Source organism: Streptomyces sp. NPDC043870, from assembly GCF_056435785.1.
Map to the genome: position 1 here is coordinate 43,127 of NZ_JBWKDT010000026.1, position 26,223 is coordinate 69,349.

Below are 26,223 nucleotides of genomic sequence, written 5' to 3' on the forward strand. Positions count from 1 at the left end.
CATTCAGCGTCACATCCCAGAAGGAGATGCTCGTGCCGTCCATCGACGTCGTCGTAGCCCGGGAAATCCTGGACTCCCGAGGCAACCCCACGGTCGAGGTCGAGGTCGGCCTCGACGACGGCAGCACCGGCCGTGCTGCCGTCCCGTCCGGTGCGTCCACCGGTGCGTTCGAGGCCCTCGAGCTCCGCGACGGTGACCAGAACCGTTACCAGGGCAAGGGTGTCGAGAAGGCCGTCCTCGCCGTCATCGAGCAGATCGGCCCGGAGCTCGTCGGGTACGACGCCACCGAGCAGCGTCTGATCGACCAGGCGATGTTCGACCTGGACGCCACCCCGGACAAGTCCTCCCTCGGCGCCAACGCCATCCTCGGTGTCTCCCTCGCCGTCGCGCACGCCGCTTCCGAGGCCTCCGACCTTCCGCTCTTCCGCTACCTGGGCGGCCCCAACGCGCACCTGCTCCCGGTGCCGATGATGAACATCCTGAACGGCGGCTCGCACGCCGACTCCAACGTGGACATCCAGGAGTTCATGATCGCCCCGATCGGCGCGGAGTCCTTCTCCGAGGCACTGCGCTGGGGCACCGAGGTCTACCACACCCTCAAGAAGGTCCTGAAGGAAAAGGGCCTGTCCACCGGCCTCGGCGACGAGGGCGGCTTCGCCCCCAACCTGGGCTCCAACCGTGAGGCCCTCGACCTCATCCTCGAGGCCGTCAAGCAGGCCGGCTACGCGCCCGGCAAGGACATCGCGCTCGCGCTCGACGTCGCCGCCTCCGAGTTCTACAAGGACGGCAAGTACGAGTTCGAGGGCAAGTCCCGCTCGGCCGCCGAGATGACCGAGTACTACGAGGAGCTCGTCGCCGCGTACCCGCTGGTCTCCATCGAGGACCCGCTCTTCGAGGACGACTGGGCCGGCTGGAAGGTCATCACCGACAAGCTCGGCTCCAAGGTGCAGCTGGTCGGCGACGACCTGTTCGTCACCAACCCCGAGCGCCTCGCCCGCGGCATCGAGGAGGGCACCGCCAACGCCCTGCTCGTCAAGGTCAACCAGATCGGTTCGCTGACCGAGACCCTGGACGCCGTCGAGCTGGCCCAGCGCAACGGCTTCAAGTGCATGATGTCCCACCGCTCCGGTGAGACCGAGGACGTCACGATCGCCGACCTGGCCGTCGCCACCAACTGCGGCCAGATCAAGACCGGCGCCCCGGCCCGCTCCGAGCGCGTCGCCAAGTACAACCAGCTGCTGCGCATCGAGGAGATCCTCGACGACGCGGCGGTGTACGCGGGCCGCAGCGCCTTCCCCCGCTTCAAGGGCTGACCGGCGTAAAGCACCAGCCTCCGTACGTCCCCGGCCGCGGTCCCGTACCGTGTCCGGGGACGTACGTACGTCAGGGGACGTAACCGCGAGGCCGTAAGCCATAGCCGTAAGTAACAGCCGTGAGCAACAGCCGTAAGTAATAGGGGAGGCGAGCGATGGCCGGGAAGGACCGGGACCGGTTCTCCACCGCGACCCGGCTGCGGCTGCTCGGCGAGCAGACCGCCGCCCGTGTCTACCGCTCGCAGAACCGCCGGCAGGCCCGCCGCTCCCGGCTGACCGGCCGGGCGGCCTTCCTCGCGCTGGTGGTCTGCACGATGATCGTCGCGCTCGCGTATCCGATGCGGCAGTACGTGTCGCAGCAGAACGAGATCGCCGAGCAGGAGAGGCTCGCGGCCGAGGCCCGCGAACGGGTCGAGGAGCTGCGCGACGAGAAGGCGCGGCTCCAGGACGACGCGCACATCATGAAGCTGGCCCGCGAGCATCTGCACATGGTCATGCCGGGCGAGACCGGCTTCATCGTGATCGACCCCCGGGCCGGCCAGGAGCGGCGCCCCGAGGAGGGCGAAGCGGACCACCCCTGGTACTCGAACGTCTGGGACGGCGTCGACCGCGCCGACGCGCCCCGCTGACCGTACGGCCGAGGCCACGAACTCAACGACGCAACAGCCGCAACAGACGAGACAGACGAAGAGACGTACGTATACATGGAAACGCCCCCGCCGACCACTGAGCACACCCCGCCCACCGAGGCGGACATCGCCGCGTTCAAGGACCAGCTCGGCCGCCCGCCGCGCGGTCTGCGGGCGATCGCCCACCGCTGCCCGTGCGGCCAGCCGGACGTGGTCGAGACGGCCCCGCGGCTGGAGGACGGTACGCCCTTCCCGACGCTGTACTACCTGACCTGCCCGCGTGCGGCCTCGGCCATCGGCACGCTGGAGGCGAACGGCGTCATGAAGGAGATGACCGAGCGGCTGCAGACCGACCCCGAACTGGCGGCGGCCTACCGCGCGGCGCACGAGGACTACATCGTCCGCCGGGACGCGATCGAGGAGCTGAAGGGCTTCCCGAGCGCGGGCGGTATGCCGGACCGGGTGAAGTGCCTGCACGTCCTCGTCGGCCACTCGCTCGCGGCGGGGCCCGGGGTGAACCCGCTCGGCGACGAGGCGATCGCGATGCTGCCGGAGTGGTGGGCGAAGGGCCCGTGCGTCAGCCCCGTCACGGAGGCCATGACCGGGCCCGGTTCCGGTGACGCCGGTGCCACCGGAACCGGCACCGGAACCGGCACCGGGGAGGACGCCCAGTGACCCGCGTCGCCGCCGTCGACTGCGGCACGAACTCGATCCGTCTCCTCATCGCCGACGTCGACCGGGCAACCGGTGAACTGACCGAGCTCGACCGGCGGATGACCATCGTCCGGCTCGGCCAGGGCGTCGACCGCACCGGCCGCCTCGCGCCCGAGGCGCTGGAGCGCACCTTTGCCGCCTGCCGTGACTACGCGGAGATCATCAAGGCGCACGGCGCGGAGAAGGTCCGCTTCGTCGCCACCTCCGCCTCCCGCGACGCCGAGAACCGCGAGGACTTCGTCCGTGGCGTCGTCGGCATCCTGGGCGTCGAGCCCGAGGTGATCAGCGGGGACGAGGAGGCCGAGTTCTCCTTCGTCGGCGCCACCATGGAGCTGCCGGGCCACGAGGAGCGCCTGGTCGTGGACATCGGCGGCGGTTCGACCGAGTTCGTCATCGGTCACGAGCACGTCGAGGCCGCGCGATCGGTGGACATCGGCTGCGTGCGGCTCACCGAGCGGCACATCCGGCACGATCCGCCGACGCCGGAGGAGATCGCCGCCGTACGCGCGGACATCGCGGCCGCGCTCGACCTCGCCGAGGAGACCGTCCCGATCCGCGAGGCGAGCACCCTGGTCGGCCTGGCCGGCACGGTGACCACCGTCGCCGGGATCGTGCACGAGCACACCGCGTACGACTCCCAGGCCATCCACCACTCCCGGATGTCCCGCGCCCAGGTCGCCGAGGTCACCGAGCGGCTGCTCCGCTCCACGCACGACGAGCGTGCCGCGATCCCCGTGATGCACCCCGGCAGGGTGGACGTCATCACCGCCGGAACGCTGGTGCTGCTGGAGATCATGGAGCGCACCGGCGTCCCGGAGGTCGTGGTCTCGGAGCACGACATCCTTGACGGGATCGCCTTCTCGATCGCCTGAGAGGGGGCCCCGGGGGGCCTGTTCCGGCCCCCTGGGGCGTGGTCCGCGAGAAACTTCGTGAAGTTCTTCACAAGGAAAAGGGCCCGGTCGACCGTCGAAAGTGCCTTCAGACGGCCCTCCGGGCCTCTTTTTGTGCCCAACTCGGCTCGTCCGCCCGCAGTCCGGCACGTTCCCGCCGCGTTGCGTCCACATGAAGCAGGGGACCGGTTCACCTTCCGGATCCGGCCGTGGGGCCAGCTCAGAAGGCCTCGGCAACGTTCCCCGATACATCGTGGTTCCCTGACCTCGCCATGACCTCGGTCACGTGGGCGGCGGAGTGTAGCAGAGGGTCGGCAAGTGCTTGTGAAGGGGCTCACGAGCGACCCCTCCGAGGGGGGTGGATACTCGATGGCATGAGCACCACGGAGCGTCCCAGGATCCTCGTAGTAGGCGGTGGGTACGTAGGCCTGTACGCAGCTCGTCGCATTCTGAAGAAGATGCGGTACGGGGAGGCGACCGTCACGGTCGTCGACCCGCGGTCGTACATGACTTACCAGCCCTTCCTTCCCGAAGCAGCCGCCGGCAGCATCTCGCCGCGGCACGTCGTCGTCCCGCTGCGACGCGTGCTGCCCAAGGCCGAGGTACTCACCGGCCGGGTCACCACCATCGATCAGGACCGCAAGGTCGCCACGGTCTCGCCGCTCGTCGGCGAGGCCTACGAGCTGCCCTTCGACTACCTGGTCATCGCGCTCGGCGCGGTCTCCCGCACCTTCCCGATACCCGGCCTCGCCGAGCAGGGCATCGGTATGAAGGGCATCGAGGAGGCCATCGGCCTGCGCAACCACGTCCTCGAGCAGCTCGACAAGGCCGACTCGACGACCGACGAGGAGGTCCGCCGCAAGGCGCTGACCTTCGTCTTCGTGGGCGGCGGCTTCGCCGGCGCGGAGACCATCGGTGAGGTCGAGGACCTGGCCCGCGACGCGGTCAAGTACTACAAGAGCATCAAGCGCGAGGACATGCGCTTCGTCCTCGTCGACGCCGCCGACAAGATCCTTCCCGAAGTCGGCCCGAAGCTCGGCAAGTACGGCAAGGAGCACCTCGAGGGCCGGGGTATCGAGATCTACCTCAACACCTCCATGGACTCCTGCGTCGACGGCCACGTGGTGCTGAAGAACGGCCTGGAGGTCGACTCCAACACCATCGTGTGGACCGCCGGTGTGAAGCCGAACCCGGCGCTGTCCCGCTACGGTCTGCCGCTCGGCCCCCGCGGCCACGTGGACACCCAGGCGACCCTCCAGGTCCAGGGCACCGACTACATCTGGGCCGCCGGCGACAACGCCCAGGTCCCGGACATGGCCTCGCGCCGCGCCGGTGTCGAGAACGCCTGGTGCCCGCCGAACGCCCAGCACGCGCTGCGCCAGTCGAAGGTCCTCGGCGACAACGTCATCTCCGGTATGCGGGGCTTCCCGCAGAAGGAGTACAGCCACGCCAACAAGGGTGCGGTCGCCGGTCTCGGCCTGCACAAGGGCGTCGCGATGATCGTCATGGGCAAGATGAAGATCAAGCTCAAGGGCCGGCTCGCCTGGTACATGCACCGCAGCTACCACGGTATGGCCATGCCGACCTGGAACCGCAAGATCCGTGTCTTCGCCGACTGGACGCTCGCGATGTTCCTCAAGCGCGAGGTCGTCTCGCTCGGCGCGATCGAGTCGCCGCGCGAGGAGTTCTACGAGGCCGCGAAGCCGGCCCCGGCGGCGGCCAAGGCCACCCCGGAGAAGGCCAAGGCTTCCTGACTCCGCTGTAGTACCCCGAAGGGGCCGTCCGCCATCCGTGGTGCGGACGGCCCCTTCGGGGTACCCGGACGCCCTTCGGAGTGCCCGGACGGCGAGAAAGATGGCGAAAGAATCTGTTTTGCCGTCCATTTGCGCGCTCAGGGGACTGCATCTTCGCGCCGACGGTGTTTACGTGGTGTTGGGCATTTCCGGTAACAGACATCACGGAGGTGTGCGCCATGGCCGATGCCGCTTCGCGGCTCACCACTCTCGCCGAGGAACTCACGGGAGCACCGCTCCCGGTCCGTATCCGCGCCTGGGACGGAAGTGAATCGGGGCCTCCCGACGCTCCCGTCCTCGTCATCCGGCACCGCCGCGCCCTGCGCAGGCTGCTGTGGAAACCGGGTGAACTCGGCCTGGCCCGCAGCTGGGTCGCCGGGGAGATCGACGTCGAAGGGGATCTGTACGAAGCCCTCGGCCGGCTCGCGGGCCTGATCTGGGAACGTACGGAACACGCCACGGGAGGCTCGCGGCCGGAGGCCGCCCGGCTGGCACAGTCGCTGCGCGACCCACAGCTGCGTGAGGCCGCCCGGGAGCTGCTGCGGCTGGCGGGCCCCCGCGTCTGGCTCCCGCCGCCCCCGCCCGCCGAGGAGGTACGCAAGCGCCGCGGCCCGCTGCACACCAAGGTGCGCGACCGGCAGGCGATCAGTCACCACTACGACGTGGGCAACGACTTCTACGAGCAGGTGCTCGGCCCCTCGATGGTCTACTCGTGCGCGTACTGGGAGGACGGCGGCAGTCTCGCGGACGCCCAGCGCGACAAGCTCGACCTGGTCTGCCGCAAGCTGGCGCTCAAGGAGGGGGACCGGCTGCTGGACGTGGGCTGCGGCTGGGGCTCGATGGCCATCCACGCGGCAAGGGAGTACGGCGCCCAGGTCACCGGTATCACGCTCTCGCGCGAACAGGCGGCGTACGCCCGTAAGCGGATCGCGGAGGAGGGCCTGACCGACCGGATCGAGATCCGCGTCCAGGACTACCGGGACGTCAGGGACGCCCCGTTCGACGCGATCTCGTCCATCGGCATGGCCGAACACGTCGGCTCCGTCCGCTACCGGGAGTACGCCGACGTCCTGTACGCGCTCCTGGTGCCGGGCGGCCGGCTGCTGAACCACCAGATCGCGCGCCGCCCCGAGGCGGACGAAGCGGCGTACCAGGTGGACGACTTCATCGACGCGTACGTCTTCCCGGACGGGGAGCTGGCGCCGCTGGGCAGGACCGTCTCGATCCTGGAGGAGGCCGGCTTCGAGGCCCGGGACGTCGAGTCGATCCGCGAGCACTACGCCCGCACGCTGCGCACCTGGGTGGCGAATCTGGAGGCGGACTGGAAGGGGGCGGTACGCCGCACCTCACCGGGCCGTGCGCGTATCTGGCGGCTCTACATGGCGGCGTCGGCGCTCGCCTTCGAGCGCAACCGGATCGGGGTCAACCAGATCCTGGCGGTGCGGACGCCGGAGTCGGGCGACTCGGGGATGCAGCTGCGGTCCCGTAAGTGGAGTGAGTCCGGCCGGCGTTGATACGTTCGGGCCGGACCGGCCGGGCGGGGTGCGCACACCAGGTGCGCACCCCGCCTTCCGCCGTCCGGATTGTCATGAATGCGCCATCCCTAGGGGGAACCCACAAGTGCACCGCCGCACCTCCTGGCTGCTCGGCACCGCCGCCGCAGCCGCGCTCCTCACGAGCGCAGTCCTGCCGGGCAGCGCCACGGCCCGTACCGCCGCCGGCGCGCAGGCCGCCGACGTCGCCGCCGTCACCACGACGGCCACCTTCAACGACCCCGCCGGCGACACGGCCGCCCAGAGCCGCATCCGCGACCACATCATCGGCCTCATCGACACCGCTGCCGCGGGCAGCACCATCACCGTGTCGATGTACACCTTCACCGAGAACCCGGTCACCGACGCCCTCGTCGCCGCCAAGGGACGCGGCGTCAACGTCAAGGTGATCCTCGACCACACCTCGTCGACGATGGTGGGCGGCGAGTACGCGCGCCTCGCCACCGGCCTCGGCACCGACCGCACCCAGCCGTCCTGGGTCTACGCCTGTCCCGCGAACCGCGGCTGCATCGGCACGCGCGTGCTGCCGGGCGACGACGGCGCGATCAACCACAACAAGTTCTTCCTGTTCTCCTCGGTGGGCGGGACGGACAAGGTCGTCGTCCAGGCCTCGGCCAACATGACGAACACCCAGCGCACCGATCTCTTCAACAACGCGGTGACGATCCCGGACGCCGGGCTGTACGACATCTACCAGGCGTACTTCGCCGACCTGCTGGCGTACGGCACGTCCGGGAGCGGCCTGGACCACTACTACGAGACCCCGATCAGCGCGACGAACCCCGCCTACAAGGCGTACTTCTTCCCCCGCAAGGAGACGTCCGGCACGACGTACAAGACCGACCCGGCCACCGACACGGTCAAGCTCATCCTCGACAAGGTCGACTGCTCGGCCGGCTCCGAGGTGCGGATGGCGGCCAACCTCTTCTACCGCGACCACGTCGCGAGCAAGCTCGTCTCCATGGTGAACGCGGGCTGCTCGGTCATCCTGGCGGCCGATGGCAACCCGAACGGCGGGGGCACCGGCACCCCGTCGATGGGTGCGACCGTCGAGGGCATCATCTCCGGCAAGCTCACCCAGCGCGTGGAGTGCTGGGAGACCCCGCCGACCGGGCGCACCGAGAAGATCGGGCTCCACTCCAAGTACCTGCTCGTCAACGGCAAGTACGACGGTGTCGCGGGCAAGAAGATCGTCTGGACCGGCAGCCACAACTACTCGTGGCAGGCCCTGCGCGCCAATGACGAGACGCTGCTGAAGATCGACAACGCGGCGCTGTACGACCAGTTCAAGGCGAACCACACGCAGTTGATGAGCTACTGCGCGGGCTCCTGACGCAAGCGGAAGGGCCGGGCCTCCCCGATTCGGGAAGCCCGGCCCCTTGTCGTACGGTTCCGGCTACTCGGCCTTGATGGCGTTCAGCATGTTCAGCCTCGCGGCGCTGCGGGCCGGCCACATGGCGGCCAGCACACCGACCAGTCCGGCGAGGACCAGGAAGATCCCGATCCGGTCCCAGGGCAGGACCAGCGCGTAGCCCGGGATCTTGTCCCGGAAGGTCTCGCCGATCGCCCAGCCGAGGAACGAACCGAGGCCGATGCCGACCACCGCGCCGAAGAGCGAGATGACCACGGCCTCCAGGCGGACCATGCGCTTGACGCGGGGGCGGTCCAGGCCGATCGCGCGCAGCATGCCGATCTCCTGCTGGCGTTCGAAGACGGACATCGCGAGCGTGTTGACCACACCCAGCACCGCGATGATCAGCGCCATCGCCAGCAGCCCGTAGAGGATGTTCAGCAGGGTGTTGATCTGGCCGCCGAACTCGGCGCGGATGTCCTGCTGATCCATCACCTTGATCGCCGGATTGCCGCCCAGTGCGTCGACCAGGGCCTTCTCGTTCGCCGCGGACTCACCGCCGTCCATCTTCACGAAGATCTGCGGAAGGTACGGCCTGACCTCGTGCGGGTCGGCGATCTTCGTGTCAAGGAGGACCTCGGAGAGGAACTCACTGCCCTTGTAGACCGCGCCGACCTTCAGCGTGCTCTTCTTCTCGTCGTTGAAGGTGAACGGGATGCTGTCGCCGACCTTCCAGCCCTTGCTCCTGGCCGTCTCCTCGGGGACCGCGATCTCGCCCTTGGCGAGTGCGTCCAGGCTGCCGTTCACGACCTCGACGTTGAGGACCTTCTCGATGGCGCCGGGCGTGACCGCCGAGGCCGATACGTAGTCGCCCTTGACCTGGAAGTAGACGGACTGCTGCGGCGAGACCGCCGAGACGCCCGGGGCCTTCTCCAGCGCGCTCAGCGCGGACTTGTCCAGGCCCCCGCCGCTCGCCATCGTGACCATGTAGTCGGCCTTGATGTTGTCCGTGGTCGTCTTCTCGATGGCCTTGCCGACCGTGACACCGAGCACCGTCAGACCGGTCACCAGGGTGAGCCCGATCGCCAGCGCCGAGGCGGTGGCGCCGGTGCGGCGCGGGTTGCGGACCGCGTTCTGGCCGGCGAGCTTGCCGGACACCCCGAAGGCACCGACGAGCAACGGCCGTACGAGCGCGATGACGGGCCGGGACAGCAGCGGGATCAGGATGATCACACCGATCAGGGCGAGGAACGCGCCCGCGCCGAGGTACATCCGGCCGTCGTCGCCGCCGACCGAGGCTCCCCAGAGGATTCCCGCCGCGCCGATACCGGCGATGACGGCACCGATGGAGTTGCGCAGCACCAGCGACTTGATGGTGGCCACGGCGTGGACGCTGTTCATCGCCGCCACCGGCGGGATCTTGGCGGCCCGGCGGCCGGGCAGCCAGGCGGCGAGCATCGTGATCAGTACACCGACCAAGAGCGCGGCGATCACCGGGCTCGCCCCGATGACCAGCGGTCCGGCCGGGATCTTCATGTCGAAGGCGGCCATCCCGGAGCGCAGTCCGACGGCCAGGCCGATGCCGATCAGAAAACCGACCGCGGAGGCGACGAGACCGACCACGGCGGCCTCCAGCAGCACCGAGCGGGTGATCTGCTTGCGGGAGGCGCCGACGGCGCGCATCAGCGCGATCTCCCTGGTGCGCTGGGCGACCAGCATCGTGAAGGTGTTGGAGATCAGGAAGACGCCGACGAACAGGGCGATGGCGGCGAAGCCGAGCAGGATCTGCGTGAGGGCGCTCATGCCCTGCTCGATCTGCTCCGCCTGTTCCTCGGCGAGCGCCTGGCCGGTCTTGGCCTCGGCCGTGTCCGCCAGCAGCGGCGTGACGGCCTTCAGGACCGCGTCGTCGTCGGCGCCCGCGGCGGCGGCGACGGTGGCCTCACTGAAGAAGCCCGGCTTGAGGTACTGCTTCTGGGCGACCTGGGTGTCGAAGAGGACGAGGCTGCCGCCGGCGTTCACGGCGCCGTCCTGGGTGGTGAAGACGCCGCTGAGGGTGTACTCCTTCACCGGCCCGTTGGTCGCGACCCGCACCCGGTCGCCGACCTGGTACTCCCCCTTCTCCGCGGAGTCCTTGTCCAGGGCGATCTGACCGTCCTTCACCGGGCCCGTGCCGTCGGTGAATTCGTACGCGGGGTCCTTGCCGTCCTTGCCGGGGGCGAAGTTGGAGCCCTTGTTGGACCAGCCGACGCCGATCAGCTTCCCGTCGGGGTCGGCGACGCCGGCGAAGCCACTGACGCGGCCCTGGACGGCGCCGACCCCGTCCAGCTTGCCGATCTTGTCGAGGGTCTTCTGGGGGATGCCGGGTTCCTTGGCGTCCTCCTCGGCGTACGACGTGACGGCCACGGCGACGTTGTCGTAGCTCTTGGCGGACTGGTTGCGGAAGGCGTTGGAGAGGGTGTCGGAGAAGACGAGGGTGCCGGAGACGAACGCCACGCCGAGCATCACGGCGAGCACGGTCATCAGCAGCCTGGCCTTGTGCGCGAGCACATTGCGCAAGGCGGTACGGAACATGGTGGTCTCAGTCCTGGGGTGAGGGCCGGAAGTCTTGGGTGCGGTCGCGGGTCCGCTGCGTCGCGGATCAGCCGGTGCGGCCGTGGGTCAGCCGGTGCGGTCGCGGGTCAGCTGGTCCGGCCCTTGGCGTCGAACTCCTTCATGCGGTCCAGCACGCCGTCCGCGGTCGGGTGGAGCATCTCGTCCACGATCCGTCCGTCCGCGAGGAAGATGACGCGGTCCGCGTACGAGGCCGCCACCGGGTCGTGCGTCACGATGACGACGGTCTGTCCCAGCTCCCGTACCGAGTTGCGCAGGAAGCCCAGGATCTCGGCGCCGGAGCGGGAGTCCAGGTTTCCGGTCGGCTCGTCACCGAAGATGATCTCGGGCTGCGAGGCGAGCGCGCGGGCGACGGCGACGCGCTGCTGCTGACCGCCGGACAGCTGGGCCGGCCGGTGGCTGAGCCGCCCGGACAGCCCGATCAGGTCGATGACCTGCTCCACCCACCGCTTGTCGGGCTTGCGGCCGGCGATGTCCATCGGGAGGGTGATGTTCTCCAGCGCCGTCAGGGTCGGCAGCAGGTTGAACGCCTGGAAGATGAAGCCGATTTTGTCGCGGCGCAGCTGCGTCAGGTGCTTGTCCTTGAGCGAACCCAGCTCGGTCTCGCCGAGCCGTACGGACCCGCTGCTGAAGCTGTCCAGACCGGCCACGCAGTGCATCAGCGTGGACTTGCCGGAGCCCGACGGGCCCATGATCGCGGTGAACTCGCCCTGGTGGAAGTCGACGGTGACCCGGTCCAGGGCGACCACCTGGGTCTCACCCTGTCCGTAGACCTTCGACAGATCCATTGCGCGGGCGGCCACCGCGGTGGCGCGGGCGGCGGTGGGTGTGGTGGTCACGAGACGGCTCTCCTGTCACAGCGCTTTTCGGGGACCACCCCATCGTGCTGCCCGCCCAGGTGCCGGATCGTCCGTCCCGGTGCCCGTTCCTGAGGCCCTCTTGGGTCTGACCGCGAGGCTCGATGGTCCTCCTTTGGTATGACGGCGCCCCTGGGACCCCCTCCGCGTGAGTCGCGGTAGAGGGGAGGCGACTTTCCGTCATTCCGGGGTGCGGGGTCGCGCGCCCGTGCGCCGGGTAACGGCATGTGCAAACTGCCGATTATTTGTGCTGACGCACCCTCAGACGTCAATAAAATAAGACAACATCGCGTCCGAGTACCGCCGTTCGGGGGATCCGCCCGGATAGGGTCGTGTGCGAACGCGGAGCCGCGTGCCCAGCCCGGATGGTGGAATGCAGACACGGCGAGCTTAAACCTCGCTGGCCTTCGGGCCGTGCCGGTTCGAGTCCGGCTCCGGGCACGTCTGTTGCTGGTGGCGCGAGCCGGAATCGTTGAATTCTTGAACGCCCGCTTGCGCTTCTGGTCGCAGTTGTGGTCGCGATTGTTTATCTCCTGAGGACTCCGTCCTCCCTGAGACGGAGGGAAGGCGATCCGCCGGCATGCTCGATGTCATCGGCGTCATCGGCGTCATCGACGAGCTCACCCGCTCCGGCGCCCGGTTCGCCGCCACCCTCGCCGCCCAGGGCGACTCCGGTCTGCGGGCCCCCTCGGCGCTGCCCGGCTGGACCCGTGGCCATGTCGCCGCCCATGTGGCCCGCAGTGCCGATGCCTATACGTGGCTGCTGGCCGTGGCCCGTACCGGTGCCGAGCCCGCACCGCGAGCCGGGGCCGGCGCGCTCGCCCTAGCCGTCGAAGCGGCTGCCGTCCTGCCCGCCGCCGAACTCCTCGCCGATGTGCGCACCTCTCTCGCCCGGCTCCTGGAGGACGCCTCGTCGATGCCCGCCGAGGCGTGGGACACGCTCGTCACGGCGCTCGCGGGCTGGCGTCATCCCGCCTGGTACACCCTCTACCGCTGCTGGCGCGAGCTGGAGACCCACCACGTCGACCTGGACGCCGGGTACCACACCGCCGACTGGCCCGCCACCTACGTGGCCTGGGCCCTCGACGACACCCTCGCCGCCCTGACCGCCCGCGGCTTCCCCGTCGCGCGTGTCGACGCCGTCGACCTCGGCCGGTCCTGGACCCCGGCACCCGCCGGTCCCACGATCGGCGGCAGCGGGCACACCCTCCTGGGCTGGCTCAGCGGCCGGGAGGCCGGCGCCACGCTCACCGGCGGACATTCCCTGCCGGAACCGCCCAATTGGCCCATGCCGCCATCCCCGGGCTGGGGCTGAGCACTTCGCGAGCCCGGTCACAGGGGCCGCGGGCCCCTTTCTCCTGTCACGATCCAGGAAAGATCCTCCCTCAGCACTAGGCCGTTGTCTTTGCCCCCGCATTACTCTTGTGTCAAGGCCGCGCTCGGTGGCCATGGAGGAGTGAGATGAGGAGCAGCAACCCGGTCTTCTCGCGACGGGGGTTCAGCCGCGACAACGGCTACGCGGGCTTCAACGCGGCGCAGCAGGCCGGGGGCCCCGCCGCAGGAACCAACCCGTACGCCCAGGGTGCCGGTAACCCGTACGCGACCAACCCCTACGCCCCGGCGGACGCCCAGCTGGGTGCCCCGCCCCAGGCGCCCGCCCGCACCAATGTGATGACGATCGACGACGTCGTGGCGCGCACCGCCATGACGCTCGGTACGGTCGTGCTCACCGCCGTCCTGTCCTGGGTGCTGCTGCCCGTCGACGAGGCCAACATCGGCAAGTCGTACGGCATCGCCATCGGCGCCGCGCTGGTGGCGCTGGTGCTGGGGCTCGTCCAGTCCTTCAAGCGCAAGGCCTCGCCCGCGCTGATCCTGGCGTACGCCGCGTTCGAGGGTGTCTTCCTCGGCGTGATCTCCAGCGCCGTCTCGACGTACATCGCGGACGGTGTGGTCGCCCAGGCCGTGCTCGGCACGATGGCCGTCTTCGGCGGTGTGCTGATCGCGTACAAGATGCGCTGGATCCGTGTCACGCGCCGGTTCTACGGCTTCGTGATGGCCGCGGCCATGGGCTTCCTGCTGCTGATGGCGGTCAACATGCTGTTCGCCGTCTTCGGCGGCGGTGACGGTCTCGGCTTCCGCAGCGGTGGCCTCGGCATCCTGTTCGGTGTCATCGGCATCATCCTGGGTGCCTGCTTCCTCGCCCTGGACTTCAAGCAGGTCGAGGACGGCATCACCTACGGCGCTCCGCGCGAGGAGTCCTGGCTGGCCGCCTTCGGCCTCACCATGACCCTGGTGTGGATCTACCTGGAGATGCTGCGTCTGCTGTCGATCCTGCAGGGCGACGACTGACGCACGTAGCGGACGTCGCGAGTAGGCGACGTGACGAAGGGCCCGTTCCGGCACTGCCGGGGCGGGCCCTTCCCGGTGTCGGGTGCACGTCCGTCTTACTCTTGTGCCAAGGCCTAGCAGGGGGGCCATGGAGGAGCGCGATGAGGAGCACCAATCCGGTCCTCTTGCGACGGGGGTTCAGCTACGGCAACGGCTACGCGGGCTTCAACACCGCGCCGCAGGCCGGGACCCCGGCCGTGAACCCCTACGCTCCGGCGGACGCACAGCGGGGCGTACCGCCGCAGGCGCCCGCCCGCACCGCTGTGATGACGATCGACGACGTCGTGGCGCGCACCGCCATGACGCTCGGTACGGTCGTGCTCACCGCCGTTCTGTCCTGGGCGCTGCTGCCCGTCGACGAGGCCGATATCGGCAGGTCTTACGAGATCGCCGCCGGCGCGGCGGTGGCGGCTTTCGCACTGGTCATCGTGCAGTCCTTCATGCGCAAGGCCTGGCCCGCGCTGATCCTGGCGTACGCGGCGTTCGAGGGTGTCTTCCTCGGCGTGATCTCCAGCGCCCTCTCGACGTACATCGCGGACGGTGTGGTCGCCCAGGCCGTGCTCGGCACGATGGCGGTCTTCGGCGGTGTGCTGGTCGCGTACAAGATGCGCTGGATCCGTGTCACGCGCCGGTTCCACGGCTTCGTGATCGCGGCGGCGCTCGGGTTCGTGCTGCTGATGGTGACCGACTTGCTGTTCGCCGTCTTCGCAGGTGGTGGCGGTCTCGGCTTCCGCAGCGGTGGCCTGGGCATCCTGTTCGGTGTCATCGGCATCATCCTGGGTGCCTGCTTCCTCGCCCTGGACTTCAAGGAGGTCGAGGACGACATCACCTTCGGTGCTCCGCGCGAGGAGTCGTGGCTGGCGGCCTTCGGCCTCACCCTGACCCTGGTGTGGCTCTACGTGGAGCTGCTGCGTCTGCTTGCGCTGGTGCTGGTCAGCGATGGCGACAGCGATGGCGATGGTGACGGCGGTGACGGCGGTGACGGTGGCGGTGGTGGCGGCGACTGACGGCAACGACTGACGGCAACGACGGATGACGAAGGGCCCGTTCCGGCACTGCCGGGGCGGGCCCTTCCCGGTGTCGGATGCACGTCCGTCCTAGAGCAGCTTGCGCGCCGCCCGCCTCAGGTCGTACTCATGGATGATCGCTTTCGCGTGTCCGTACGCGAGGTTGTGCTCGCTCCGGAGCCAGCTGACCTTCTCCTCGAAGCGGAAGAGGGAGGGGCCTTCATCGACGGTGCGGAGCCAGTCGGCGACTTCACGACCGGTGCAGTGAGGGATACGGGAGAGCAGATTGCGGTGGGTCTCTTCGGAGAAGACTTGGGACATCGGCGCCTCCGGACGCATTGCGCGTGTGGTCCTTCACGTCACCGTGCCTGAGTGTTCGCGTATTGGCAACAGTCCCGCACCGGCGCATAGGGTCGCGGCGTGCTTGATACGACACCTCTGACAGCAGCCGTGGAACGATTCGCCGACCGGTTGCGGGCGGCCCCGCAGAGCCGGTTGCAGCGGGGCGCCGCGGCCGAAGGTCTGGCACTGGCCAGGGAGTTGGCGGTACGTGCCCATCGGATCGAAGCGCCGGGAGAGGCGCCGCGGATCATGCCGGACGCGGGTGTCTTCGCGGTCGCGGACCAATTGGTGGTGGCCGGGACGGATTTGGCTGAAGCCCTGCGCACGGCAGCGGCCTCGCCGAAGGAGCTGGGCGAGGCCGTGGATCTCGTGGAGGGGGCGGCGAGGCGGGCGCAGCTGTGAGCCTGTGAGCCCCGTGCGAACGTGCGGGGCTCCGGGGCTCAGAGGGACGCGATGACGCGGTCCGCGAGGATGTAGACGTTCTCACCGGCGCCGCAGGAGAACGTCAGCGCGTAGGCGCCGGAGACACCCGAGCCGCCCAGCAGCACCGGCGTCTCGCCGGCGCGCAGCGCCTCGGCGAGCCGCTCGGCGGTCTCCCGGTGGCCGGGGGTCATGCAGAGCGTCGTGCCGTCGGCGAAGACGTACACATCGAGCGTGCCCAGCGGGCCCGGGCGTACGTCGGTGAGCGCGGTGCCGGTGTCGGCGAGCTCCTCCAGGCGGGACACGGTGCGCTCATGGTCGGTGACGACCGGTGTCTGCACCGGGACGAAGTCGGGGTGCGAGGGGTGCCGGCGGCGGGCCGCGGCCAGCTCCGGGGAGTCGTCGGCGAACTCGGCCGGCGGCTCGGCGAACTCGGCCAGGTCCGCGAGGTCGTCGAGCATCTCGGCGGCCTCCAGGTCCATCGACTCCAGACCGGCGAAGTCGGCCTGGCGCGGGATGAAGGGGCTGTCCTCGCCCAGGCCCGCCAGGCCGCCCAGCATCGTCGGGGCGTCGGCGGCGTCGCGGGCCTCCTGCGCGGCCCAGAAGGCGCGCGCCTCGGCCAGCTCGCGCTCGCGCTCCTCGGCGAGGGCCTCGGCAACGGCGGCCCGTATCTCGGCGGCGGGTGCGGTGCGGGCCTGCGGGACGGAGGCGAGGGAGCCGCTGCCGTGACGGCTCGCGGCGGCCAGCTCCGAACGCAGGGCGGTGACCTGCTTGCGCAGCCCAAGAGTGGTGTGCAGGGCAGCGGCGCCCACAGCCGCGGCAGCGGCCGTGGTCAGCAGCAGGGCGAGGGACATGGCGCTCACTGACATACTCCCGGTTTCAAAGGATTCCCCGACTTACTACATCAGCTTGTCGTGAGCCGATGCCTGGTGTCAGTGCATTACGTCACGAAATGGACAGGACTTTGGGCTGGATGTTTAACCCCAAAGCCCCTCTGACCTCGGTAAACGCACCTCCCCCAGGAGATAGGTCACATCCTGGGGGAGATTAGGTCACGGCTCGGACGCGGCGGGGTTGAGAAAGCCCTTTCGGAGGGACCGGGAGAAGCCCTCCGGGCCCCTCCCGCACCCCGGTCCGCCAGGGTCAGCTCAGGCGCTCGCTCAGCTCAGCCGCTCCACCACCATGGCCATGCCCTGGCCGCCGCCGACGCACATCGTCTCCAGGCCGAACTGCTTGTCGTGGAACTGAAGAGAGTTGATCAGCGTGCCGGTGATGCGGGCGCCGGTCATGCCGAAGGGGTGGCCCACGGCGATCGCACCGCCGTTGACGTTCAGCTTGTCCAGCGGGATGTCCAGGTCGCGGTAGGACGGGATGACCTGGGCCGCGAACGCCTCGTTGATCTCGACCAGGTCGATGTCACCGATGGTCAGGCCGGCGCGGGACAGCGCCTGCTTGCTCGCCTCGACCGGGCCGTAGCCCATGATCTCGGGGGAGAGGCCGGAGACACCGGTGGAGACGATCCGGGCCAGCGGGGTCAGGCCCAGCTCCCGCGCCTTGGTGTCGGACATGATCACCAGCGCGGCGGCGCCGTCGTTGAGCGGGCAGCAGTTCGCGGCGGTGACCAGACCGTCGGGGCGGAATACCGGCTTCAGGCCCTGGACGCCCTCCAGCGTGACGCCGGCGCGCGGGCCGTCGTCCTTGCTGACGACCGTGCCGTCCGGCAGCGTCACGGGGGTGATCTCGCGCTCCCAGAAGCCGTTCTTGATGGCTTCCTCGGCGAGGTTCTGCGACCGCACGCCGAACTCGTCCATGTCCTGGCGGGTCACGCCCTTCAGGCGCGCCAGGTTCTCCGCGGTCTGGCCCATCGCGATGTACGCGTCCGGGATCAGGCCGTCCTCGCGCGGGTCGTGCCAGCTCGAGCCCTCGCTCTCGGCGACGGCGGCGGTACGGGCCTCGGCCTCGGCGAAGAGCGGGTTGTGGGTGTCGGGCAGGCCGTCGGAGGTGCCCTTCACGGAGCGGGAGACCATCTCGACACCGGCCGAGATGAAGACGTCGCCCTCACCGGCCTTGATGGCGTGCAGCGCCATCCGGGAGGTCTGCAGCGACGAGGAGCAGTAGCGGGTGACCGTACAGCCGGGGAGGTGGTCCATCCCCATCTGCACGGCGACGATCCGGCCCAGGTTGTGGCCCTGCTCGCCGCCGGGGAGGCCGCAGCCGAGCATCAGGTCGTCGATGTCCTTCGGGTCCAGCTCGGGGACCTTGGCGAGCGCGGCCTCGATGATGGTCGCGGTCAGGTCGTCCGGCCGCAGGTCCTTCAGCGAGCCCTTGAAGGCCCGGCCGATGGGGGAGCGGGCGGCAGAAACGATCACGGCTTCGGGCATCTCGGCTCCAGTGAGGGAAGGTGCGTAGGGGCGACTGTCTGGAAGTTACCCCTACGTATCGCGTGGGTCACCGTACGGACCGTGTGATGAGGGCCTCTTTTCTAAGCGCTCGCTTACGCAGGCCCGGAGTCGGCAACGGTGGGCGGCCCGCGCCCGTCCGGGGGCCCCCACGCCGCAGGGCGTAGGGGGAGTCCGAGGGCGGACACACCCTCCCGCCCAGGCCCGGGTCAGTCGGCCTCGTGGACCTCGGCACGACTGGTCGCCGGGGCCGCGGGCTCCGGCTCCCCCGGCACCGGCAGCCGCCGCCGTCTGCGGTGCTTGAGCAACGCCCACGGGGCACGGGCGCCCGTGACCTCCGTACCTGCCTCGCTCGCCGCCTCCGCCGCCGCCTTGGCGACCGGCAGCATGCCCTCGTGACGGTCGGCGTCCAGCCGGTCCGTCTCCGGCCACAACCCGAGCGCCGCGCACAGCGTCGGCAGCACCGCCATCGCCGCCGTCGCGTACCCCTCGGCCGAGGGGTGGTAGTTGTCCGCGCCGAACATCTCGCGCGGGTTCGCCGCGAACTCGGGACCCAGCAGATCGCCCAGCGAGACCGTACGGCCGCCCTGCTCCACCACGCCGATCGTCTGCGCCGCCGCGAGCTGCCGGGAGACGCGGCGGGCCAGCCAGCGCAGCGGCTGGTACACCGGCTCGATGGTGCCGAGATCCGGGCAGGTGCCCACCACCACCTCCGCGCCGGCCGTACGCAGCCGGCGCACCGCTGCCGACAGGTACCGCACGGACTGGGTCGGCGGCATCCGGTGCGTCACATCGTTCGCCCCGATCATGATCACGCAGACGTCGGGGGCCCGGGCCGGGTCCTGGACCGCCTGTGAGACCTGCCGCTCCAGGTCGTCGGACATCGCCCCCGGCTGTGCCACGTTCCGCAGGTCCACCGGGCGCTCGGCCACCGCGGCCAGTCCGGAGGCCAGCAGCGCCCCCGGTGTCTGGCCCGCCCGGCGGACCCCCTGACCGGCTGCTGTCGAGTCGCCCAGGAGGACCAGCCGCAGCGGATCGGACAGCCCGAAAGCCGTGCCGTACAGCCCGTCCGAGCCGGGCGGATAGGGCGCGGTGCCGCCCCCCACGGATCTTTTTGCCAGCTGCACCTCGGCCAGCACAAGAGTCACCGCCGCGGCGCCGAGCAGGCCGATCCCCCCGCCGCCATATGCCGCGCCTGCCGCGATGCGCCGCGCCACCCTCGCCCTCGACACAGTCCCAGCCACCTCCTCGTAGCCGTGCAGTCGTACAAGAGCTAAGTGCCCCGCAAGGACCGTCGCCCAATCTCGCTCCCGTACGCATACGCTGGCGGAACCACTACGGAGATCCCGGAGACTTACGGTGCAATTCCACGACTCGATGATCAGTCTGGTTGGCAATACCCCGCTGGTGAAGCTCAACAGCGTGACCGCGGGCATTCAGGCGACGGTGCTCGCCAAGGTCGAGTACTTCAACCCCGGCGGATCGGTGAAGGACCGCATCGCCCTGCGCATGATCGAGGCCGCCGAGGAGAGCGGCGCGCTCAAGCCGGGCGGCACGATCGTCGAACCGACGAGCGGCAACACGGGCGTCGGCCTTGCCATCGTGGCCCAGCAGAAGGGCTACAAGTGCATCTTCGTCTGCCCGGACAAGGTGTCCACTGACAAGATCAATGTGCTGCGCGCCTACGGTGCCGAGGTCGTCGTCTGCCCGACGGCGGTCGACCCCGAGCACCCGGACTCGTACTACAACGTCTCGGACCGTCTGGTCCGGGAGACGCCGGGTGCCTGGAAGCCCGACCAGTACTCCAACCCCAACAACCCGCGCTCGCATTACGAGACCACCGGTCCCGAACTGTGGGAACAGACTGAGGGGAAAATCACCCATTTCGTCGCGGGCGTCGGCACCGGCGGCACCATCTCCGGCACCGGCAACTATCTGAAGGACGTCAGCGACGGGAAGGTGCGGATCATCGGCGCCGACCCCGAGGGGTCCGTCTACTCCGGCGGTTCCGGCCGGCCGTACCTGGTCGAGGGCGTCGGTGAGGACTTCTGGCCCACCGCCTACGACCAGAACGTCGCGGACGAGATCGTCGCCGTGTCCGACAAGGACTCCTTCCAGATGACGCGCCGCCTCGCCAAGGAGGAGGGCCTGCTGGTCGGCGGCTCCTGCGGCATGGCCGTCGTCGCGGCACTGCGCGTCGCCGAGGGGCTCGGTCCGGACGACGTCGTGGTCGTGCTGCTCCCGGACAGCGGGCGCGGCTACCTCTCGAAGATCTTCAACGACGAGTGGATGAACGACTACGGCTTCCTGGACCAGGCCGGCGACGAGCCGCGGGTCGCCGACGTCCTGGAGCACAAGGAGGGCGCGCTGCCCTCGCTGGTGCACATGCACCCCGAGGAGACCGTCGGCCAGGCCATCGACGTCCTGCGCGAGTACGGCGTCTCGCAGATGCCGATCGTCAAGCCGGGCGCCGGGCACCCGGACGTCATGGCCGCCGAGGTCATCGGCTCGGTCGTGGAGCGGGAGCTGCTGGACGCGCTGTTCACGCAGCGGGCATCGCTGAACGACCCGCTGGAGAAGCACATGAGCGCGCCGCTGCCGCAGGTCGGCTCCGGTGAGCCGGTGGGCGACCTGATGTCCGTGCTCGGTGCGGCGGACGCGGCGATCGTGCTGGTCGAGGGCAAGCCCACCGGCGTGGTGAGCCGTCAGGACCTGCTGTCGTTCCTGGCCAGGACCGGGGCCAAGTAGCCGCACGGCGGAAGAAGTGGTGCGCGGGGACCGCCGCACCCCCGGGAGACCCGGGGGGCGGGACGACGGCGGTCCCCGCGAGGGACGCGGTCCGGGTCAGGGCCGACTCCGCGTCCGGGCGCCCATGGAGGTCCGGGAGCCGCTCCGGAGGTCCTTGACGCCGACACCCCTCACTGTGCCGGACGCGTGTTAAGCGGGTGCTGCGCCAACGTGTCGCGCTGGTACCGCTTTTGCGAAGCCGAAGCCGAAGCCGAAGCCGAAACCGAAACCGAGCCGAGGAGCGCGATCCGCTCCGCCGTGGGCGAGCCGGGCTCCGGGGTGTAGACGACGAGCATCTGGTCCGGGTCGCCGGGCAGCGTGAGCGTCTCGTACGGGAGTGTCAGCTCGCCCACCTCCGGGTGGGTCATCCGCTTGATCCCGTGCGTCTTCTCCTTGACCTGGTGGTCCGCCCACAGCCGCCGGAAGTCCTCGCTCTTCAGGGACAGTTCGCCGACCAGCTCGCTCAGCCGCCGGTCCTCGGGATGGCGGCCCGCGACCAGGCGCAGCCACGCGACGGTCTCCGCGGCGACGGCGTCCCACTCCGGGTAGAGATCACCGGTCAGCTCGTCGAGGAAGACCTGCCGGGCGATGTTGCGGGCGGCGGGCTCCATGCGGGAGTACCCGCCGAGCGCGTCCCCCAGCGCGTTCCAGGCGAGGACGTCCAGGCGCCGGCCGAAGACGAAGGCCGGCGCGGAGCCGATGCTGTCGAGCAGCAGCCGCACCCCTGGGCGCACCGTCTGCGACGCCCGCGACGTACTGCTGCTCCTCCTCGGCTTCGGGTGGGCCATGTCCCGCAGGTGCGCCTGCTCGGTCTCGTCGAGGCGCAGTACGCGCCCGATCGAGTCCAGCACGGCGTCGGAGACTCCGCCGGACTTCGTCCGGGAGGTGCCTCCCGGCCCGCGGCCCTGCTCCAGGCGGATGTAGTAGTCGACGCTGACGCCCGCGAGCTGCGCGACCTCCTCGCGTCGCAGTCCTGGCACGCGGCGCCGCCCGTGCGAGGTCAGCCCCACCTCCTCGGGCTGGATCCGGGCGCGCCGTGAGCGCAGGAAATCTCCCAGGTCACCGTCCATGGGACGAGCCTAGGCCGGGAGAGGGGTGCGGAGCCTGGTACTGGCAGACCCAGGAAAAGCTCAGCCCTGGGTAGGCACGGGTGCGGCGCGGACAGTGGTGCGTGTCCACCACCGACCCCGTACGGGAGAAGCCATGAGCTACGAGAACCTCGCAGGACGCACCGCCGTCGTCACCGGCGCCGCCAGCGGTATGGGCGCCGCCACCGCCCGGCTGCTCGCCGCGCACGGTGCCCGGGTGGCGCTGCTGGCCCGCCGGAGCGAGCGGCTGCGGGAGCTGGCCGACAAGATCACCGCCGACGGGGGACAGGCCCTCGCCGTCACCGCCGATGTCACGGACGACGCGTCCGTCGCCGCCGCGGTCGAGCGGGTCCACGAGGAGTACGGGCCGGTCGACCTGGTCGTCAACGCCGCCGGGGTGATGCTGCCCCACGCGATCGACGAAGGCCGCATCGACGAGTGGCAGCGGACGCTCGAGACCAATGTGACGGGCGTCCTGCGGATGATCCGGGCGTTCAGCGGCGATCTGGTCGCCGCGGCCGCCGACGGCAAGCCGGCCGACCTGGTCAACATCTCCTCGATCGCCGCACACATCACCTTCCCGAACTACGCCGTGTACGGGACGTCGAAGGCGGCGCTCACCTATCTCTCGGAGTCGCTGCGCACCGAGCTGGGCCCGCGCGACGTACGCGTCACGAACATCGAGCCGGGTTTCGTCGAGTCGGAGCTGCGCGACCACATCACCGACCCCGAGCTGAACGGCCAGCTGGACGCGCTGCTCGCATCGGTCGAGATCGTCACGTCGGAAGAGGTCGCCGACCTCATCGCGTACACCGTCAGCCGCGCGCGCCACATCAACCTGCGGCAGGTGATCGTGCTTCCGACGCGGCAGGCCTGAGGCCCTGTGGCGGCACCCTCGACGCGGCGCGGGACGCCTCAGTCCTCCCAGTCGGATTTCGTCCGGCGGCCGAACCAGGGCCCGCCGCGGAAGGCGTACACCGCGTTGACGCCGACGATGCCGGCCCAGGTGACGACCAGGCCTTCGATACCGGCGTTCACCGCGCCGATCGCCGACAGCGGCACCGCGAGGACCATCGTGACGATCCCGAGGCCGAAGCGCTCGCCGAAGCCGGATCCGGTGCCGGGCTGCCCGGGGCGCGAGCCCCGGGCCTCGGTCGTCCGCCGCTCGGCCAGTCGGCGCCGGACGCCGCGGTCGATGGTGGCGTCCATGCGCTGCTCGACCTTCTCGAGGAACGACTCGATGAGCGCCGACTCGTACTCGCTGCCCAGCTCGCGGCGGGCGTGGAGAGTGGCGTCGAGCTCCTTCGTGAGCTCGTGGTCACGTGCGTCCATGCTCCCCACAGTAGGGAGCGCGGACCGGCCCGTCAGTGGGGCTGGCCCCCCTGTTGTCAGGCCAGTTCTCAGGCCTTCTCGGCGGGGCCGTTCGCCGCGGCCCCAGGCGTTCGCGACGTCCTCCGGGTCCTCGGGGAAGCGCTTGTCCACGGCGTCGACTCCGATCGTCGGGCGTCCCTTGCCCGGCCTGCATATAGTCATGCAGAGTTCTTGGTGGCTGAATACGCAGCCGGACGTTCGGTGAGACGACCTGGGGGACGGCATGAACGACAACAGCAGCCCTGCCGCAAGACTGCAGCAGCTCTTCGAGGGGCACCGGCTCACGCCCACACAGCGCCGTATCGCCCACTGCATGGTGCGCCGGGCGGGCGATGTGCCCTTCCTGTCCAGCGTCGAGCTGGCTGAGCTCGCCGGGGTCAGCCAGCCCTCCGTCACCCGCTTCGCCGTCGCGCTCGGCTTCGACGGCTACCCGGCGCTGCGCCGCCATCTGCGTGAGGTGGCGCCCGCCGAACCGGCCGCGGACAAGGACGCGTTCAACGAGTACCAGCAGGCGGTGCACGCCGAGATCGAGAATCTGCGGCACCTCGCCGAGATGCTGGCCGACCCGGCCCCCGTCGAGCAGGCCGGGCGGCTGCTCGCCGCCTCCCGCCCCCTTCCGGTCCTCGGCCTGCGCGCCGCCTCCTCGCAGGCCCGCGGCTTCGCGTACTTCGCGGCCAAGGTCCACCCGGACGTACGCCTCCTCGACGAGGGCGGCACGATGCTCGCCGACCGCATCGACGCCGCCCGCCGCGCGGGCGCGAGCGCGCTGCTGTGCTTCGCCCTGCCGCGCCATCCGAAGGAGGTCGTAGAGGCGCTGGCGTACGCCCGCTCGGCCGGACTGTCCGTCGTCACGGTCGCCGACTCGGCCTTCGCGCCGGTCGCCGCCCACAGCGATCTGCTGATCCCGGCGGCGGTCGGCACGGGCCTGGCCTTCGACACGGCGTGCGCGCCGATGCTGCTGGGCCGGGTGCTGCTGGAGGCGATGTGCGACGACCTCCCGGACGCGCAGGCGCGGCTGGAGGAGTTCGACGTGCGGGCGGCGGACCGGGGCCTGTTCATGGACTGACCGTGGCGGTCCGGGGCCTGTTCATGGACTGAACGTGGCGGTCCGGGGCCTGTTCATGGACTGACCGTGCCGGTCCGGGGCCTGCTCACGGACTGAACGTGCCGGTCCCGGGTCCTTCTCACTCGTTCCTCAGAAACCCGGGCTACTCTCCGCGCCCGAAGGGCATACGTGCGAGGGGAGCAGGGGCGTGGGTCGCGGAGGCCACACACTGGCGCGAGTTGCGGTGATCGTACGGGCCGGAGCGGCCCCGATGATGTGGCTCGGCGCCCTCGCCGCGGGCATCGGGCTGGTGCCCGAAGGGCTGACCGGGCGCAGGATCGGACTGTACGGCGGCGCCGCGCTGTTCCTGATCGCGGCGACCGTCGTGGCATCGGTCCGCAGGAGCAACTACCGGGCCCTGGAGGGTGCGGCCACCCGGGCCGCCCGGGGCGACTTCCTCCAGGACCGGGCCGTGACGGCACGCAACTGGCGTCGCGCCCACCGCTGGTGGCTGCTGTCGGCGTTCGCCGTCGCCCTCGGCAGCGCGTTCGCCGTCCCGGCGGCGGGAGGGCTGCTGCTGGCGGGAGCCGGTGCTGGACTGTGGCTGAAGGCGCGTGCCCTGGGCCGGCGGGAGCGCGCCGCGGAGACTCTCCTGTGGGTGCGCACCGACTGGGTGACGAAGGGCGGGCCCGCCGGCGCCCAGGTGAAGGGCTACCGCACCACCGGCCCCGCCGCCGGAGACGCGGCCCCGGGCGGGGCACGGCGCCACTGAGCGGTCGGCGGGGCATCGGCCGGGTGTCGGACCTTTCGGTCCGTCGGACCGTCAGACCTCCAGTTCTGCCTCGATCTTCTTCAGCTGGTGACGGGCCATCGCCAGGTTCGCGCGCTTGGTGTCCAGGGCGAGGTAGAGGAACAGCCCGTTGCCGCCGCGCGCCTTGAGCAGGCGGATCAGGTGGTACTGCGTGCCCAGCGTGATGAGGATGTCCTCGATCTGGTCCTGGATGCCGAGCATTTCCATGGCGCGCAGCTTCGCCCGCACCACGTCCGTGTTGCCGGCGGCGGCCACGGTCAGATCGAGTTGCTTGCTGCCGCCCAGGGTGCCGAGCGCCATGCCGCTCGTGTAGTCGACGAGCGCGACGCCGATGACGCCCTCGATCGAGGTCATCGCTTCTTTGAGCGTGGTTTCAACGTTGGCCATGGTGGTGCCTTTCCTTCTCGATGGACTCATCTGGGATGTGTGGTGTCGGGGTCCTGACGGACAGGTCGGTCATGACGGTCGAGCGCGCTCTCGACGAGCTCGCCTATGCGTGCCCCCGCGCGGCGGGCTTCGAGGTGCAGCCGCCCGACGTTGACCCGCGGTTCCGCGGTGACGGTGAGCACGGCCGCGGATCCGGCCGCGTATGTCGCCACGTATCCGCTGTCGCCGCGCACGAGCAGTTCCCGGAACCCGCCCTGGCCGGTGGCCTCGGTGAGCCGCACGGCCACGCCGAGGGCCGCAGCGGTGAGCGCGGCAACGGTCTCCGCTTCCGCTTCCGGGGTGTCACGGGCCAGGACGAGACCGTCCACGCTGGCCGCGAGGGCGCCGGTGAGCTGCGGTAACCGGGTCCTCAACCGGTGCAGTTCGTCGAGGACTCCGGTACTCGCGGTCATCAGCTGTCTCCTCTCG

Annotated in this window: 24 protein-coding genes, 1 tRNA gene and 1 pseudogene; 16 read left to right on the forward strand and 10 right to left on the reverse strand. The window is 70.1% G+C overall.

Annotated features, from left to right (window positions below; genetic code table 11):
- The first annotated feature begins 32 nt into the window (after window positions 1–32).
- The 7 genes from eno (at window position 33) to AC0699_RS27060 (ending at window position 8,225) form a co-directional block, all read left to right on the forward strand.
- Window positions 33–1,313 (forward strand): phosphopyruvate hydratase, encoded by a 1,281-nt coding sequence (gene eno / locus AC0699_RS27030; protein WP_478665022.1) that lies wholly within the window; start codon window positions 33–35, stop codon window positions 1,311–1,313.
- 155 nt (window positions 1,314–1,468) lie between these two features.
- On the forward strand, window positions 1,469–1,942 hold the full coding sequence (locus tag AC0699_RS27035) for an FtsB family cell division protein (RefSeq protein ID WP_478665025.1): 474 nt from the start codon (window positions 1,469–1,471) through the stop codon (window positions 1,940–1,942).
- A gap of 75 nt (window positions 1,943–2,017) precedes the next feature.
- On the forward strand, window positions 2,018–2,617 hold the full coding sequence (locus AC0699_RS27040; protein ID WP_478665028.1) for a DUF501 domain-containing protein: 600 nt from the start codon (window positions 2,018–2,020) through the stop codon (window positions 2,615–2,617).
- Window positions 2,614–3,528, forward strand: a complete 915-nt coding sequence (locus tag AC0699_RS27045; protein ID WP_478665029.1) for a Ppx/GppA phosphatase family protein — start codon at window positions 2,614–2,616, stop codon at window positions 3,526–3,528. The genes AC0699_RS27040 and AC0699_RS27045 overlap by 4 nt, the downstream gene beginning before the upstream one ends.
- A 392-nt stretch (window positions 3,529–3,920) precedes the next feature.
- Window positions 3,921–5,300: an NAD(P)/FAD-dependent oxidoreductase gene (locus AC0699_RS27050; RefSeq protein WP_478665030.1), complete on the forward strand. Its 1,380-nt coding sequence runs from the start codon at window positions 3,921–3,923 to the stop codon at window positions 5,298–5,300.
- Window positions 5,301–5,518: 218 nt separating this feature from the next.
- Complete coding sequence (locus AC0699_RS27055) at window positions 5,519–6,853, forward strand: class I SAM-dependent methyltransferase (protein WP_478665033.1); 1,335 nt, start codon at window positions 5,519–5,521, stop codon at window positions 6,851–6,853.
- Window positions 6,854–6,959: 106 nt separating this feature from the next.
- Entirely contained in the window at window positions 6,960–8,225 is a 1,266-nt protein-coding gene (locus AC0699_RS27060) for a phospholipase D-like domain-containing protein (RefSeq protein WP_478665035.1), read from the forward strand.
- A gap of 63 nt (window positions 8,226–8,288) precedes the next feature.
- Here AC0699_RS27060 and AC0699_RS27065 read toward each other — a convergent pair whose 3' ends face one another.
- A complete protein-coding gene (locus tag AC0699_RS27065; protein ID WP_478665038.1) occupies window positions 8,289–10,814 on the reverse strand; it encodes an ABC transporter permease in 2,526 nt (841 codons plus the stop codon).
- A 107-nt stretch (window positions 10,815–10,921) separates the two neighbouring features.
- Entirely contained in the window at window positions 10,922–11,692 is a 771-nt protein-coding gene (locus AC0699_RS27070) for an ABC transporter ATP-binding protein (RefSeq protein WP_478665041.1), read from the reverse strand.
- A gap of 377 nt (window positions 11,693–12,069) precedes the next feature.
- Between AC0699_RS27070 and AC0699_RS27075 the strand changes: the two genes are divergently transcribed.
- The 4 genes and pseudogenes from AC0699_RS27075 to AC0699_RS27090 form a co-directional block, all read left to right on the forward strand.
- Window positions 12,070–12,151 (forward strand) — tRNA-Leu (locus AC0699_RS27075).
- A gap of 139 nt (window positions 12,152–12,290) precedes the next feature.
- Entirely contained in the window at window positions 12,291–13,025 is a 735-nt protein-coding gene (locus AC0699_RS27080) for a maleylpyruvate isomerase family mycothiol-dependent enzyme (RefSeq protein WP_478665046.1), read from the forward strand.
- A gap of 146 nt (window positions 13,026–13,171) precedes the next feature.
- Complete coding sequence (locus tag AC0699_RS27085; RefSeq protein ID WP_478665050.1) at window positions 13,172–14,059, forward strand: Bax inhibitor-1/YccA family protein; 888 nt, start codon at window positions 13,172–13,174, stop codon at window positions 14,057–14,059.
- Between the two features lie 140 nt (window positions 14,060–14,199).
- Window positions 14,200–15,039 (forward strand): annotated as a pseudogene (locus AC0699_RS27090) (Bax inhibitor-1/YccA family protein); the annotation flags it as partial.
- Window positions 15,040–15,195: 156 nt separating this feature from the next.
- Here the strand turns inward: AC0699_RS27090 and AC0699_RS27095 are convergent.
- On the reverse strand, window positions 15,196–15,426 hold the full coding sequence (locus AC0699_RS27095; protein ID WP_290349703.1) for a DUF4287 domain-containing protein: 231 nt from the start codon (window positions 15,424–15,426) through the stop codon (window positions 15,196–15,198).
- A 99-nt stretch (window positions 15,427–15,525) separates the two neighbouring features.
- Here AC0699_RS27095 and AC0699_RS27100 point away from each other — a divergent pair, with 99 nt between their 5' ends.
- The gene (locus AC0699_RS27100) at window positions 15,526–15,849 is read left to right on the forward strand and encodes a hypothetical protein (RefSeq protein ID WP_469767291.1); all 324 of its coding nucleotides are present in this window, start codon (window positions 15,526–15,528) and stop codon (window positions 15,847–15,849) included.
- A 38-nt stretch (window positions 15,850–15,887) separates the two neighbouring features.
- Here AC0699_RS27100 and AC0699_RS27105 read toward each other — a convergent pair whose 3' ends face one another.
- The 3 genes from AC0699_RS27105 to AC0699_RS27115 all read right to left on the reverse strand — a co-directional run bounded on the left by AC0699_RS27105 (window position 15,888) and on the right by AC0699_RS27115 (window position 19,483).
- Window positions 15,888–16,721, reverse strand: coding sequence for a hypothetical protein (locus AC0699_RS27105; protein ID WP_478665193.1), 834 nt, complete (start codon window positions 16,719–16,721; stop codon window positions 15,888–15,890).
- A gap of 306 nt (window positions 16,722–17,027) precedes the next feature.
- Window positions 17,028–18,248 (reverse strand): acetyl-CoA C-acetyltransferase, encoded by a 1,221-nt coding sequence (locus AC0699_RS27110; protein WP_478665054.1) that lies wholly within the window; start codon window positions 18,246–18,248, stop codon window positions 17,028–17,030.
- 227 nt (window positions 18,249–18,475) lie between these two features.
- Window positions 18,476–19,483, reverse strand: coding sequence for an SGNH/GDSL hydrolase family protein (locus tag AC0699_RS27115; protein WP_478665196.1), 1,008 nt, complete (start codon window positions 19,481–19,483; stop codon window positions 18,476–18,478).
- 142 nt (window positions 19,484–19,625) lie between these two features.
- Between AC0699_RS27115 and AC0699_RS27120 the strand changes: the two genes are divergently transcribed.
- On the forward strand, window positions 19,626–21,014 hold the full coding sequence (locus AC0699_RS27120; protein WP_478665056.1) for a cystathionine beta-synthase: 1,389 nt from the start codon (window positions 19,626–19,628) through the stop codon (window positions 21,012–21,014).
- Between the two features lie 170 nt (window positions 21,015–21,184).
- On the opposite strand, the gene AC0699_RS27125 is transcribed toward AC0699_RS27120, so the two are convergent.
- Window positions 21,185–22,123 (reverse strand): helix-turn-helix transcriptional regulator, encoded by a 939-nt coding sequence (locus AC0699_RS27125; RefSeq protein ID WP_478665058.1) that lies wholly within the window; start codon window positions 22,121–22,123, stop codon window positions 21,185–21,187.
- 133 nt (window positions 22,124–22,256) lie between these two features.
- On the opposite strand from AC0699_RS27125, the gene AC0699_RS27130 reads away from it, so the two are divergent.
- The gene (locus tag AC0699_RS27130) at window positions 22,257–23,018 is read left to right on the forward strand and encodes an SDR family oxidoreductase (RefSeq protein ID WP_478665061.1); all 762 of its coding nucleotides are present in this window, start codon (window positions 22,257–22,259) and stop codon (window positions 23,016–23,018) included.
- 38 nt (window positions 23,019–23,056) lie between these two features.
- Here AC0699_RS27130 and AC0699_RS27135 read toward each other — a convergent pair whose 3' ends face one another.
- Entirely contained in the window at window positions 23,057–23,473 is a 417-nt protein-coding gene (locus AC0699_RS27135) for a hypothetical protein (protein ID WP_478665063.1), read from the reverse strand.
- A 262-nt stretch (window positions 23,474–23,735) separates the two neighbouring features.
- On the opposite strand from AC0699_RS27135, the gene AC0699_RS27140 reads away from it, so the two are divergent.
- Both AC0699_RS27140 and AC0699_RS27145 read left to right on the forward strand, forming a co-directional pair.
- A complete protein-coding gene (locus AC0699_RS27140) occupies window positions 23,736–24,578 on the forward strand; it encodes a MurR/RpiR family transcriptional regulator (RefSeq protein WP_453660726.1) in 843 nt (280 codons plus the stop codon).
- Window positions 24,579–24,765: 187 nt separating this feature from the next.
- Window positions 24,766–25,329 (forward strand): hypothetical protein, encoded by a 564-nt coding sequence (locus tag AC0699_RS27145; RefSeq protein WP_478665068.1) that lies wholly within the window; start codon window positions 24,766–24,768, stop codon window positions 25,327–25,329.
- 51 nt (window positions 25,330–25,380) lie between these two features.
- Here the strand turns inward: AC0699_RS27145 and AC0699_RS27150 are convergent, their stop codons facing one another.
- Together AC0699_RS27150 and AC0699_RS27155 are read right to left on the reverse strand one after the other, a co-directional pair.
- Window positions 25,381–25,755 (reverse strand): roadblock/LC7 domain-containing protein, encoded by a 375-nt coding sequence (locus AC0699_RS27150; protein WP_478665071.1) that lies wholly within the window; start codon window positions 25,753–25,755, stop codon window positions 25,381–25,383.
- A 26-nt stretch (window positions 25,756–25,781) separates the two neighbouring features.
- Entirely contained in the window at window positions 25,782–26,207 is a 426-nt protein-coding gene (locus tag AC0699_RS27155) for a roadblock/LC7 domain-containing protein (RefSeq protein ID WP_478665073.1), read from the reverse strand.
- Window positions 26,208–26,223 lie beyond the last annotated feature (16 nt).